This window comes from Massilia sp. Root351 (assembly GCF_001425045.1).
In the GTDB taxonomy this organism is placed as follows: domain Bacteria; phylum Pseudomonadota; class Gammaproteobacteria; order Burkholderiales; family Burkholderiaceae_D; genus Rugamonas.
The window spans coordinates 104,978-118,380 of the sequence record NZ_LMDJ01000035.1 but is presented as its reverse complement, the minus strand read 5'-3'; the positions used below and the strand labels follow the sequence as shown (position 1 = coordinate 118,380).

The following is a 13,403-nucleotide window of genomic DNA, read 5'->3' as shown; positions in this document are numbered from 1 at the left end:
ACTACAGGGAGTAATGCCGGCTGATCGCCGTGTTTAGAACCGGTACAGCAGCGAGCCTTCCACCGCGCGCCCGAACAGCGGACGCGCATTGACCGGGCCGCTGTTGCCGCTGGTCAGGCGCGAGTTGCCTTCGGTCAGGCCGAGCTCGTTGTTGACGTTGGTGGCCGCCACCCGGATCTCGATCTTCTCGCCCAGCGAGAACAGCGCGCCCAGGTCCACCGTCTTGTACGACGGCAGGTATTGCAGGTTGGCCTGGTCGGCCCAGCGGTCGCCGATCTTGGTGAAGGTGCCGTACAGCTTGACCGAGTTGTCCTCGCCCAGCGGGATCTTGTAGGTCGGCGTGAAGCGGAACTGCAATTTGGGCTGGCGCTGAACAGTCTTGCCTTCGGTGGCCGGATTGTCCTTGTATTCGGACTTCTGGTAATCGCCCGTCAAGGTCAGCGTCAGGTTGCGCACCGGGCGCAGCGACACTTCCCACTCCAGCCCGTTGCCCTTGGAGCCGCTGGTGGAGTTCAAAATGCTGCCGTTGGACAGGATCTGCTGGAAGGCAATGCCGTCGAACTCCGTGTGGAAGGCGTTGATGTAAGCGCTGTACAGCTCGCCCACCGTCTTGAAGCCGATCTCCAGCTGCTTGATCTTGGGCGTCGGCAGGATGCCGCGGTCGTCCACGTTCTTCTGGCTGCCGGCGTTGCGCAGGTCGTCGAAGGTGATGAAGGTGTGGCCGGTGTTGGCGCGCGCGAACACGCTGGCGTCCTTGCTCAGCTTGTAGTTGCCGCCGATGGTGAAGGAGCTGGCGGTGTCCTTGCGGCCCAGCGCGGTGTACGCGCCGGAGGGCATCGAGGTGCCGTTGTTGTACACGGTCAGCGGGTTGTTGTCGGTGTCGCCGGCGATCAGGTTGGAGATGGTGCCGTCGATCTTCTGCCGCTCGCGGCGCGCGCCCGCGTCGACCTTGATGCGCTCGTTGACTTTCCACTCGTTGCTGACGTAGAAGGCCGTGTTGCTGCCGTCGTACGACGCGTTCGGCGCGTAGAACACGTTGCCGTCGGTGCCGTTGTTGGACACCACCACGCCGTTGTTCAGCTTGACGTTGATCAGGCTGGCGTTCGGCACCGCCGTCATCAGGTGGCTGTTGCCCAGGTACCAGACGTCGTCCGACGAGTAGTTGGCGAAATACCCGCCCACGGTGACGGTATTGCCGGCCATCCATTCGCGGCTGATGCGCAGCTCGTCCGTAAACGATTTCAGTTTCTTCTCCACCGCCCACAGGCCGGCCTGCACCACCTGCGTGCTGTCGGACACGGCGCCGCCGCCGTTGACGAAGGTGGCCGCCGCCGACGTGGCCGGACGTCCCGCTGCCGCCAGGGTGGCCGCGCTGCCGTTGGCCGAGGCGATGGCGGCCGCGTTGTAGGCACCCATGGTCAGCGGATTGTTGCCGGTAAACATGGCGATGGTGTTCATGTCCGCGTCGAAGCGGTTGAACTTGTTGGACACGGTCCAGCCGCTGAAGGTCTGGTCGAACTCGGCGCCGAACACGTTGCCTTTCAGCCCGCGGCCGTCGCCCAGGTCGTAGCTCAGGGTCTTGCCGGGCGCCGCTTCGATGGTGAAGCGGCGCATTTCACCGCTCATCAGGGTGCCCTTGAGCGGGTCGAAGCCGGGGAAGGCGCTGATGCTGCGGCCCTCGTTGGCCGAAATCAGCGGCACGCCGGTGTAGAAGGCGTTCTTGTCGCTGGTGCTGCGCGCGTACAGGGTCAGTTCGCCCTGGTCCAGCTTGCGGGTCAGGGTGGCGGTGATCTGGTGCCCGTCGTCGGCCGGGAAGCCGGCGTCGCGCACGCCGTGCGCGGTGCGGTAGAAGCCGCCGACGCTGCCATACCAGCCTTCGCTGATTTTGCCGCCGTAGAACAAGTCCACGCGGCGCAACTCGCCGGTGCCGGCGGTGAAGCGCAGCGTGCCCTCCGGCGTCTCGCCGCCTTTTTTCAGGATGAAGTTCATGGTCGCGCCCGGCTGGCCGCTGGAGAAGATGGTGCTCGGGCCGCCGCGCAGCACTTCCACGCGCTCGATGGTGTCGTCCAGGCGGAAGGCCGACGAGCCTTCGAAGAAGGACAGCGTCGGCACCGGATAAATGGGATTGCCCTGCATCTGCACCGATACGAACGGCGAATCGGAGCCGGACGGGAAGCCGCGCACTTCGATGTTGGCGCCGGACTGGCCGCCGGTGGCTTCGGCGTACACGCCGGGCACCAGCTTCATCACGTCGGCGGTGCTGCTGGGGGAGGCTTGCTTCAGCTGCTCTTCATTGGCGGTGGTGATGGAAAACGCCGAATCGAGCTTGCGCACGCCGCGCGAGGCCGCCACGCCGGTCACCACCACTTGCTGCAGTTCGGCGGCCACGGAATCCTTGGCCGGGGCGGCTGGCGCTGCAGGGGCTGTTGGCGTGGCGGCCGGCGCGGCGGCAGCTTCCTGCGCCAACGCCGATTGATTCATCAACGACAGGACGGCCAGCGTCACTGACGACAACAGGAACTTGTTCGAGCTGTTCATATGCTTCTCTTTCTTATCGAGGTAATCGTGCTGTCTCCTGGACATGATGCCACTGTCCACACGCTTCGCAGAGGTCATTGCTGCGAGAGTGTAGTCATTAAATCCACAAATGATATCGATGTCAATCAAAATGTTATCGATGTCATTTTTCTGTTGCATACGAAAAAAATCTGGCATAATAAGTTTCAGAACTGACGAAAAGACAAATGCATGCCTGCACCAAAGACTGGAATCCGCAACAGCGACGCGGGCCTGACCATGGAAGACCTGGCCAAGCTGGCCGGCGTGTCGAAGATCACCGTGTCCCGCGCGCTGCGCGACAGCCCGCTGGTGACCCCGGAGACGCGCGAGAAAGTGCGCCAGATCGCCAGCGAGCAGGGCTACCGCCTGAACGTGAGCGCGCGCAATCTGCGCATGCGCCGCAGCTATTCGGTGGCGGTGGTGGTGGAAATGACGCCCGTGAAGGGACGGCCGATGTCGGATCCGTATCCGCTGGAACTGCTGGGCGGCATCACCCAGGAATTGACGACAGCCGGCTACAGCGTGGTGCTGACTTCCAAGCAGTTGCTGGACACGGCGCCGGTGCAGGGCGCGGACGGCATGATCCTGCTGGGCCAGGGCTCGCACGGCGAGGCGGTGCACGCGCTGCAGCGCACCGGCCTGCCGCTGGTGGTGTGGGGCGCGCCCGAGCCGGGCGGCGACTACATCGTGGTCGGCTCGGACAACCGGGCCGGCGGGGTCAGCGCTGCGCAACGTTTTATCGACCAGGGCCGCCGCAAGCTGGTGTTCCTGGGCGACGTGGACCACGCCGAGGTGCAGGAGCGCTGCGCCGGCTTCATCGACGCCATGGGCGGGCAGGGCACGGTGCACATCATGCGGCCGAAGGCGTTCACCTTCGAGGCCGGCTTCGATTGCATCTCGGCGCTGCTGAAAAAGAAGGGGCCGGTGGTCGACGGCGTGTTCGCCGCCAGCGATTCGCTGGCCATGGGCGCCATCCGCGCGCTGGCGGAAAAGAATATGCGGGTGCCGGAGTCGGTGTCCGTGATCGGCTACGACGACACGCCGAGCGCCGCCAGCTTCGTGCCGCCGCTGACCAGCGTGCACCAGTACCTGCGCGACGGCGGCGTGCTGCTGGCCAGGAAGATGCTGGGCCTGATCGAGGGCCAGCCGGTGCAGTCTGAAATGCTGCCGACCACGCTGATGGTGCGGCAGACCTAGAAGCAATTGCTACCCCCGGGGACGGACCCGGCGGGTCCGACCCCAGCCTGCGCGGCTGGTTTTTTTGGACCGGTGTCCAAACCGGTTTGAATCACCGAAAAGGAACAATATCGTGCCCGTTGACGCCCCAAACCACACGTATCCGCTGGAACCCTGGTGCATACGCGAAACCGCCTTTGACACCGAGTCGCACTTCCTCGATGAGACGCTGTTCGCGCTGGGCAACGGCTACATCGGCCTGCGCGGCACGCACGAGGAAGGCTACACGGGGCCCAAGGGCAGCTCCCTGGACGGCACCTATCTGAACGGCTTCTACGAATCGGAAGCCATCCACTACCCGGAAGCGGCGTACGGCCTGGCCAAGACCAACCAGTTCATGCTGAACGTGCCGAACGCCAAGGGCATCGCGCTGTGGCTGGAGGACGAATGCTTCGATCCGCTGCAAGGCACCCTCGACAGTTACGAACGCGTGCTGGATTTCCGCACCGGCGTGCTGCGCCGCACGCTGGAATGGAGCTCGCCGCAGGGCCGCCGCGTGGCCATCGCCAGCCGCCGCCTGGTCAGCATGGCGGACAAGCATCTGTTCGCCATTGAATACGAAGTGACGCCGCTGAACTTCTCGGGCAAGGTGGTGCTGGTGTCCAGCGTGGACGGCGCGGTGAAGAACCTGGAGGCGGGCGACGATCCGCGCGTGGGCTCGGCCATCAGCGGCCAGTCGCTGGCGCTGGTGGCCGCCGAGCAGGCGCCGCACTTCTCGGCGCTCACGCAGCGCACCGTCAACAGCGGCTTCCGGCTGGTGAGCGCGGTGCAGACCGAGATGCGCGGCGTGTTCGAGCTGGCGCAGCCCAGGAACGGCGCGGGCGATCAGCGCCTGGAGCAGGCCTACACCGTGGCCGCCATGCAGGGCGAGGTAGTGCGGCTCACCAAGTACGGCAGCTACCACACCTCGCGCGACTATCCCGAGACCGAGCTGCTGCCGCGCGCCAAGGCCACGCTGGCCGCCGCCGCCGCGAAAGGCTTCCGCGCGCTGGCGCAGGAGCAGGAGCAGTACCTGGCCGACTTCTGGCAGCACGCCGACGTCGAGATCAGCGGTGACGACGCGCTGCAGCAAGGCATGCGCTTCAACCAGTTCCACCTGCTGCAGTCGGCTGGGCGCGACGGCAAGACCAACATTTCGGCCAAGGGTGTCACCGGCGAAGGCTACGAAGGCCACTATTTCTGGGACACGGAAATCTACATCTTCCCCTTCTTCCTGTACTCGAAGCCGGAGATCGCCAAGAAGCTGCTGGAGTACCGCTACGCCGGCCTGCCGCTGGCGCGCGAGCGGGCGCGCCAGATGTCGCACGCCAAAGGCGCGCTTTACCCCTGGCGCACCATCGCCGGCGTGGAATGCTCCGCCTACTATCCGGCAGGCACCGCGCAATATCACATCAATGCGGACATCGCGTACTCCATCAAGCTGTACATGGAGGCCACGCGGGACCAAGCGTACCTGCTGCAATACGGCGCCGAGATCGTGCTGGAGACCGCGCGCATCTGGATGGGCATCGGCGCCTATGACCGCGCCGGCCGCTACTGCATCAACGAGGTGACGGGGCCGGACGAGTACACGGCGCTGGTCAACAACAACTACTACACCAACGCCATGGCGCGCATGCACCTGAACTTCGCCGCGTCCATCGCCGAGCGTCTCGCAGCGCAGCAGCCGGCCGAATTCGCGCGCATCGCCGCAGCGGTGCAGCTGGACCCGGACGAAGCCGCGCAATGGCGCCGCGCCGCCGCGCAGATGCTGCTGCCGTACGACGAAGCGCTGCGCATCCACGCGCAGGACGACAGCTTCCTGGACAAGAAGGTGTGGGATTTCGCCAACACGCCCAAGGAAAACTATCCGCTGCTGCTGAACTACCACCCGCTGGTGATCTACCGCCACCAGGTGTGCAAGCAGGCCGACGTGGTGCTGGCGCTGCTGCTGCTCAGCGATGAATTCGAGCAGGACGACAAGCGGCGCGACTTCGACTACTACGAGAAGGTGACCACGCACGACTCCTCGCTGTCGTCCTGCATTTTCAGCATCATCGCGGCGGAAGTGGGCTACCAGGACAAGGCCTACGACTACTTCATGGAGACCGCACGCCTGGACCTGGACGACACGCACGGCAACACGCACTACGGCGTGCACACTGCCGCCATGGCCGGCACCTGGATGGGCGTGGCCTACGGCTTCGCCGGCATGCGCGTAGTGGACGGCGCGGTGCGCTTCGCGCCGGCCTTGCCGAAGCAGTGGCAGCACTACCAGTTCAAGCTGCACCTGCAAGGCTGCCTGCTGCAGGTGCGCGTGGAAGCTGGCCGCACCGCCTATACGCTGCTGCAAGGCGACGCGCTGGCATTTACCCATCGCGGCCAGCCGGTTGAACTCAGCGCCGCCGCCAACGTGAAGGAACTCGCATGAGCAGCAATGACAGCAAATTCGACGCCGTGATCTTCGACCTGGACGGCGTCATCACCGACACCGCGCGCTACCACTACCTGGCCTGGAAGCGCCTGGCCGAAACCCAGGGCGTGCATTTCGACGAAGCGTTCAACGAGCACCTGAAAGGCATCGACCGCATGGGTTCCCTGGAGCTGATTTTGGCGTCGGCCAGGCGCAGCTACGCGCAGGAGGAAAAGCTGGCGCTGGCCGACGAGAAGAACAAGCACTACGTCGAGCTGATTTCGACCATGTCGCCGGCCGACTTGCTGCCCGGTGCGGTGCAGGCGCTGGACGCGTGCCGCGCGGCCGGCTTGAAGATAGGCCTGGCCTCGGTCAGCAAGAACGCCTTTGCGGTGCTGGCCATGCTGGGCATCACGCGCAAGTTCGACTACGTGGTGGACGCGGCCAGGATCGCCAAGGGCAAGCCGGACCCGGAGATTTTCCTGAAGGCCGCGTCGGAACTGGGCGTGTCGCCGTCGCGCTGCCTGGGCGTGGAGGACGCGGTGGCGGGCGTTGCGTCCATCAAGGCGGCCGGCATGACGGCCCTCGGCGTCGGCGACCCCGCGGTGCTCACACAGGCGGACCGCGTGATACCGGGCCTGGATACGTTCAGCCTCGATTTCAGTCCCGATCCCGGTCCGGCCGAATAAAACTACAATCCTAAAAATACCGGAGACACCATGAACAAGCAGCGCATCCTGTTCGCCCTGTTTTTGATTTACTTCGTATTCGCCATCCTGCTCAACAGCGTGGGCACGGTGATCCTGCAGGTGATCGGCAACTACGGCGTGACCAAGTCGGGCGCCAGCGTGCTGGAAGGCTTCAAAGACCTGCCGATCGCCATCGTCTCCTTCCTGGTGGCGTCCTTCCTGCCGCGCATCGGCTACAAGAAGGCCATGCTGGCCGGGCTGGCGCTGGTGACCTTCGCCTGCATGGCGATGCCGCTGGTGCCCGGCTTCCTCACCACCAAGCTGCTGTTCCTGTGCGTGGGCGTGGCCTTTGCGCTGGTGAAGGTATCGGTGTATTCCACGCTGGGCCTGATCGCAGCGGACCGCAAGCAGCACGCCAGCATCATGAACACACTGGAAGGCTTCTTCATGGTGGGCGTGCTCAGCGCCTACTGGGTGTTCGGCTACTTCATCGACTCGGACAATCCGCAATCGCAAAGCTGGCTGCAGGTCTACTGGGTGCTGGCCGCGCTGTGCGCCATGACTTTCGCGCTGGTGCTCACCACGCAGTTCGACGAAAGCACTGCCGCCCTGCCGCCCGAGCGCAGCCTGGCGCAGGACTTCGCCGCCATGCTCAAGCTGTTCTTCAAGCCGCTGGTGTGCGTGTTCGTCATCACGGCCTTCCTGTACGTGCTGATCGAGCAGAGCGTGGGCACCTGGCTGCCGACCTTCAACAACGAAATCCTCAAGCTGCCGGCGGCCATGAGCGTGCAGGTGACCAGCATCTACGCGGCCTGCCTGGCGGCGGGGCGGCTGTCGGCCGGCGTGCTGATGCGCAAGCTGAACTGGTATCCGGTGATGAACGGCTGCGTGCTGGGCATGGGCGCCATGGTGCTGCTGGCGCTGCCGCTCACGCACGACATCGCGCACGACCCCTACGTCACCTGGTCGAGCGCGCCGGTGGCGGCCTTCCTGTTCCCGCTGATCGGCCTGTTCATGGCGCCGATCTACCCCGGCATCAATTCGGTCATGCTGAGCTCTCTGCCGAAGCACCAGCACTCGGCCATGACCGGGCTGCTGGTGATTTTTTCTGCGCTGGGCGGTACCACCGGCTCGCTGGTCACCGGTTATGTATTTGGTAATTTCAGCGGCCATTTCGCCTTCTACCTGACCCTGGCGCCGATCTCTATCATCTTGATTATGTTGTATTTTTTCAAAAAGTCGGTGGATGCGGGGGCGGATGGCTATGGTGGCTCGGCTATAATCACCGGTCAGCATTGAAGCCTCCGCCATGAATCTGAAGAGTCTTGCCAACCTGCTTGGCATGTCCAAAACCACGGTAAGCCGGGCACTGAACGGGTATCCCGAAGTGAACGTGCACACGCGCGAGCGTGTGCTGGCGGCTGCGCGCGAGGCGGGTTACGAGGCCAATCCGCTGGCGCGCGGGCTGGCGGTGGGGCGCACCAATGTGTTCGGCATCATCTACCCGCTGCTGCCGGCGGACCTGGGCGACGCCATGTTCCTGCACACCGTGGGCGGCATGACGGAAGCGCTGGAAGCGCGCAAGATGAACTTCATCATCGGCCCTGTGTCGGCCAACAATGAGCTGGCCTCGTACGAGCAGATCGTGCGCGGGCGGCGCGTGGACGGCCTGGTGGTAAGCCGCACGCTGGTGCGCGACGAGCGCATCGCTTTCCTGAGCAAGGCCGGCTTTCCCTTCGTGGCGCACGGCCGCACCGAGCTGGACTCGCCGTATGCGTGGTTCGACTACGACAACGAGGCCGGCATCCGCATGGCGGCGGCCTGTCTGCTGGAACAGGGCCACCAGCGTATCGCGCTCCTGAGCGCGCCGCTGGAAATGAACTTCGCCCGCCAGCGCAGGGACGCCTTCCTGGCGGCGCTGGCCGGCGCCGGCTTGAGCGCCGATCCGCGCTACCTGATTTCGGACACCATCGACCGCCGCAGCGGCTACCAGGCCATGCAGCAGTTGCTGGCGTGCTCGCCGCGTCCCACCGCCGTCATCGTCGACAACCATTTGTCCGGCGTGGGCACGGTCCGCGCGCTGTTGGATGCGGGCGTGGAAATTGGCAAGGAAATGTCGGTCATCGTGTGGGGCAGCCTGGCCGACACGCTGGCCGGCGCCAACGTCACCACGATAGACCAGCCCGACCCGGCGGGCGCCGGCGCCAAGATGATCGATATGCTGCTGGCGCTGTCCTCCGGCACGCCGGCCGGGGAGTTGCAGGTGCTGTGGCAGCCCGTCCTGCTGCCCGGCGCCACCGTCGGCCGCTGCCCCTCCTGAGGCGCCCGCTGCGCAGGAGGCGCCGTTTCTGCATGAGTGCCATCCGCTACTTGCGCCGGCGGCGCGGCGGCGGTTCGGGGTCCTGTTCCGGTTCGGATTCGGTTGCCAGGCGGTGCGAGACGGCGAAGATGTCGGCGAAGGTGCGGCGGCGGATTTCGTTTTGCAGCAGCTCGGCCAGGGTCACTGGGTCGAGCAGTCCAAGCTCGCCGGCGTCGTGCACCAGCTGGTCGGGTAAGGAGATGTGTATGGTCGTCATGAGCCCTCCGGTTTGACCCAGCATAGGCGAAGAGCAGGCGCCGATATTGATTATTCTCCTGAAAAATTCACTTAGGGCATCATTGGAGAAGCTGGCCAGCTGGGCCGCCAGCTGGCCGCGCTGCGTGTCGTCACCGAGGCCTGCGCCATGACCAGCCTGCCTTTGAACGTGATGGTGCCTCCCGGGCTTCCTGGAAGCGAGGCGCTTATGCAGGAATAGCTCACTCGGCAGTAAAGCGGATGCGGTTGCCGAACGGGTCCCACACGGTCATCTCGCGGCCCCAGTCGCGCGCCTCGATGCCGGGCCGCATATTCCGGTACTGCCTGGCGTTCAGTTCCGCGTGCAGCGCATCCAGGCCGTCCACCTGCACCAGCAAAGTCATGCCGGGCGAGCCGTCGCCGTGATGCTCGCTCAAGTGCAGCGTCAGCGTGCCACGCCGCAGCTCCATGTAGAGCGGCGCGTCGGGTTCGAAGCGGTGTTCCCACGCCACTTCGAACCCCAGGAAATCGACATAAAACTCCCGAGCCTTGGCCTCGGAAAAACTGCGCAGGATGGGGATGGCTGGAGAGAGTTGCATGATGCTCCCTGAAGAAATGGCGCCGCGGCCCACTGCCACGGCGCCAGGGAGTATTACATATTGCGGCGGTACTGGCCGCCGACCTCGAACAGCGCGGCGGTGATCTGGCCCAGCGAGCAGACGCGCACGGCGTCCATCAGCTTGGCGAACACGTTTTCGTTGTCGATGGCGGCTTTCTGCAGCGCAGCCAGGGCGGCCGGGGCGGCTGCCGCGTGGCGCGTGTGGAAGTCTTCCAGGCGCTTGAGCTGCGACTGCTTTTCATCGTCGGTGGAACGCGCCAGCTCGATCGGCGCCGGCACGTCGGTGGCCTTCGGATTGCGGAAGGTGTTCACGCCGATGATGGGCAGCGTGCCGTCGTGCTTCTGGTGCTCGTACAGCATGGACTCTTCCTGGATCTTGCCGCGCTGGTAGCCGGTTTCCATCGCGCCCAGCACGCCGCCGCGCTCGGCGATGCGCTCGAACTCCTGCAGCACCGCTTCTTCCACCATGTCGGTCAGCTCGTCCATGATGAAGGAACCCTGGTTCGGGTTCTCGTTCTTGGCCAGGCCCCATTCGCGGTTGATGATCAGCTGGATCGCCAGCGCGCGGCGGACGGATTCGTCGGTCGGCGTGGTGATGGCTTCGTCGTAGGCGTTGGTGTGCAGCGAGTTGCAGTTGTCGTAGATGGCGATCAGCGCCTGCAAGGTGGTGCGGATGTCGTTGAAGTCGATCTCCTGCGCGTGCAGCGAACGGCCCGAGGTCTGCACGTGGTACTTCAGCTTCTGCGAGCGGTCGTTGGCGCCGTACTTGTCGCGCATGGCCACGGCCCAGATGCGGCGCGCCACGCGGCCCAGCACCGTGTATTCCGGGTCCATGCCGTTGGAGAAGAAGAACGACAGGTTGGGCGCGAAATCGTCGATGTGCATGCCGCGCGCCAGGTAGGCTTCCACGAAGGTGAAGCCGTTCGACAGCGTGAACGCCAGCTGCGAGATCGGGTTCGCGCCCGCTTCGGCAATGTGGTAGCCGGAGATGGAGACCGAGTAGAAGTTGCGCACCTGGTGGTGCACGAAGTATTCCTGGATGTCGCCCATCACCTTGAGCGAGAACTCGGTGGAGAAGATGCAGGTGTTCTGGCCCTGGTCTTCCTTCAGGATGTCGGCCTGCACGGTGCCGCGCACGTTCTGCAGCACCCAGTCCTTGATCTTGGCCGCTTCGTCGGCGCTCGGCTGGCGCTTGTTCTCTTCCACGAACTTGTCCACCTGCTGGTCGATGGCGGTGTTCATGAACATGGCCAGGATGGTGGGCGCGGGTCCGTTGATGGTCATCGACACCGAGGTGCTCGGACTGCACAGGTTGAAGCCGTCGTACAGCACCTTCATGTCGTCCAGCGTGGCGATCGATACGCCCGAGTTGCCCACTTTGCCGTAGATGTCGGGACGGATCGCAGGGTCGGCGCCGTACAGCGTGACCGAGTCGAACGCGGTCGACAGGCGCTTGGCGTCCATGCCGGTGGAGACCAGCTTGAAGCGGCGGTTGGTGCGGAACGCGTCGCCTTCGCCGGCGAACATGCGGGTCGGGTCTTCGCCTTCGCGCTTGAAGGCGAACACGCCGGCCGTGAACGGGAAGGATCCCGGCACGTTCTCGGACATCAGGAAGCGCAGCACTTCGCCGTCGTCCTCGTAGCGCGGCAGCGCCACCTTGCGCACCTTGGTGCCGGACAGCGTGTGCGAGATCAGGCGGGTGCGGATTTCCTTGTCGCGGATTTTCACCACGTAGTCGTCGCCGGCGTAGGCGGCCTGCATGTCCGGCCACTGGGCCAGCAGCTTCTTGGCGCCGGCTTCCATGGCGCTGTCGCGCTCGGCGATCAGTTCGTCGAAATCGGCGCCCAGGTCCAGGCCGGCCTTGGCGGCGGCCAGCATGCGCTTCGATTCGCGCAGCTGCTGGCGCTCGCGCGCCAGTTTCACCTGCTTGGCGGTGTTCTTGTGGTAGCCGCGCACGGTGTCCGAAATCTCGGCCAGGTAGCGCGCGCGCGCCGGCGGCACGATCACGTTCTTGCCGCTGCTAAAGCGTACTTCGGACTTGGCCAGCGCGCCCGGCACGGTCTTCATGCCGAATTCGGCCAGCTTGCCCACCAGGCCCTGGTACAGCGCGGTCACGCCGTCGTCGTTGAAGCGCGACGCCTGGGTGCCGTACACCGGCATTTCGTCGGGGCGCCGGCTCCACAGTTCGCGGTTGCGCTGGTATTGCTTGGCCACGTCGCGCAGCGCGTCCTGCGCGCCCTTGCGGTCGAATTTGTTGATGGCGATGAAGTCGGCGAAATCGAGCATGTCGATTTTTTCCAGCTGCGAAGCGGCGCCGAATTCGGGCGTCATCACGTACATGGAGACGTCGACGTGCGGCACGATGGCGGCGTCGCCCTGGCCGATGCCGGAGGTCTCGACGATCACCAGGTCGAAGCCGGCCACCTTGCAGGCGGCGATCACGTCCGGCAGCGCCTGCGAAATTTCGGAGCCCGCTTCGCGCGTGGCCAGCGAGCGCATGAACACGCGCGCTTGTCCGGCCCACGGGGCGATGGCGTTCATGCGGATGCGGTCGCCCAGCAGTGCGCCGCCGGATTTGCGGCGCGACGGGTCGATGGAGATGACGGCGAGGTTGAGCGCGTCGCCCTGGTCCAGGCGGATGCGGCGGATCAGCTCATCGGTCAGCGAGGACTTGCCGGCGCCGCCGGTGCCGGTGATGCCCAGCGCAGGTACCGGCAGGTTTTCGGCCGCGGCGCGCAGTTCAGCGCGCAGCTCGGGCGTGGCCTTCTCGTTTTCCAGCGCCGTGATCAGCTGGGCCAGCGGACGGTGGCGGTCCGCCACGCTGCCTTCGCGCAGTGGCGCCAGCGCGGTCGGGGAATACTGGGACAGGTCGATGTCGCATTGCTGCACCATCCACTGGATCATGCCCACCAGGCCCATGCGCTGGCCGTCTTCCGGGCTGAAGATGCGGGTCACGCCATAGGCGTGCAGGTCGGCGATTTCCTCCGGCACGATCACGCCGCCGCCGCCGCCGAACACCTTGATGTGGGCGCCGCCGCGTTCGCGCAGCAGGTCCAGCATGTATTTGAAGTACTCGACGTGGCCGCCCTGGTAGCTGGAGATGGCGATGCCTTGCACATCCTCCGCCAGCGCGGCGGTGACCACTTCGTCCACCGAACGGTTGTGGCCCAGGTGCACCACTTCCACGCCGTTCGACTGCAGGATGCGGCGCATGATGTTGATCGAGGCGTCGTGGCCGTCGAACAGCGAGGCGGCGGTGACGAAGCGTACCTTGTTGGCCAGCTTGGCCTGCTCGGGCACGGCGGCGAGTTTCGGAGCGGAGAGGTCGTTCATGGGTGTCCTTGTCGTTCTGGA

The 13,403-nt window shown here is 65.1% G+C and carries 9 protein-coding genes; 5 read left to right on the top strand and 4 right to left on the bottom strand.

The features are described from left to right. Positions 1-33 precede the first annotated feature (33 nt). Positions 34-2,538, bottom strand: a complete 2,505-nt coding sequence (locus ASD15_RS28895; RefSeq protein WP_057158472.1) for a TonB-dependent receptor domain-containing protein — start codon at positions 2,536-2,538, stop codon at positions 34-36. Between the two features lie 210 nt (positions 2,539-2,748). On the opposite strand from ASD15_RS28895, the gene ASD15_RS28890 reads away from it, so the two are divergent. The 5 genes from ASD15_RS28890 to ASD15_RS28870 all read left to right on the top strand — a co-directional run bounded on the left by ASD15_RS28890 (position 2,749) and on the right by ASD15_RS28870 (position 9,196). Next, entirely contained in the window at positions 2,749-3,756 is a 1,008-nt protein-coding gene (locus ASD15_RS28890; RefSeq protein WP_057158471.1) for a LacI family DNA-binding transcriptional regulator, read from the top strand. A 112-nt stretch (positions 3,757-3,868) separates the two neighbouring features. Further along, positions 3,869-6,205, top strand: a complete 2,337-nt coding sequence (locus ASD15_RS28885) for a glycoside hydrolase family 65 protein (RefSeq protein WP_082552220.1) — start codon at positions 3,869-3,871, stop codon at positions 6,203-6,205. Further along, entirely contained in the window at positions 6,202-6,876 is a 675-nt protein-coding gene (gene pgmB / locus ASD15_RS28880) for a beta-phosphoglucomutase (protein WP_057158470.1), read from the top strand. Before ASD15_RS28885 ends, pgmB begins: the two co-directional genes overlap by 4 nt. Before the next feature lie 30 nt (positions 6,877-6,906). Further along, positions 6,907-8,175, top strand: coding sequence for a sugar MFS transporter (locus tag ASD15_RS28875; protein WP_057158469.1), 1,269 nt, complete (start codon positions 6,907-6,909; stop codon positions 8,173-8,175). A gap of 10 nt (positions 8,176-8,185) precedes the next feature. Next, positions 8,186-9,196 (top strand): substrate-binding domain-containing protein, encoded by a 1,011-nt coding sequence (locus ASD15_RS28870; RefSeq protein WP_057158468.1) that lies wholly within the window; start codon positions 8,186-8,188, stop codon positions 9,194-9,196. Positions 9,197-9,242: 46 nt separating this feature from the next. On the opposite strand, the gene ASD15_RS28865 is transcribed toward ASD15_RS28870, so the two are convergent. From ASD15_RS28865 to icmF, 3 genes are all read right to left on the bottom strand, one after another. Continuing rightward, positions 9,243-9,452, bottom strand: a complete 210-nt coding sequence (locus ASD15_RS28865; RefSeq protein ID WP_057158467.1) for a hypothetical protein — start codon at positions 9,450-9,452, stop codon at positions 9,243-9,245. A gap of 220 nt (positions 9,453-9,672) precedes the next feature. After that, positions 9,673-10,029, bottom strand: a complete 357-nt coding sequence (locus ASD15_RS28860) for a glyoxalase superfamily protein (RefSeq protein ID WP_057158466.1) — start codon at positions 10,027-10,029, stop codon at positions 9,673-9,675. Between the two features lie 53 nt (positions 10,030-10,082). After that, positions 10,083-13,382: a fused isobutyryl-CoA mutase/GTPase IcmF gene (icmF, locus tag ASD15_RS28855; RefSeq protein WP_057158465.1), complete on the bottom strand. Its 3,300-nt coding sequence runs from the start codon at positions 13,380-13,382 to the stop codon at positions 10,083-10,085. Between the last annotated feature and the right edge of the window lie 21 nt (positions 13,383-13,403).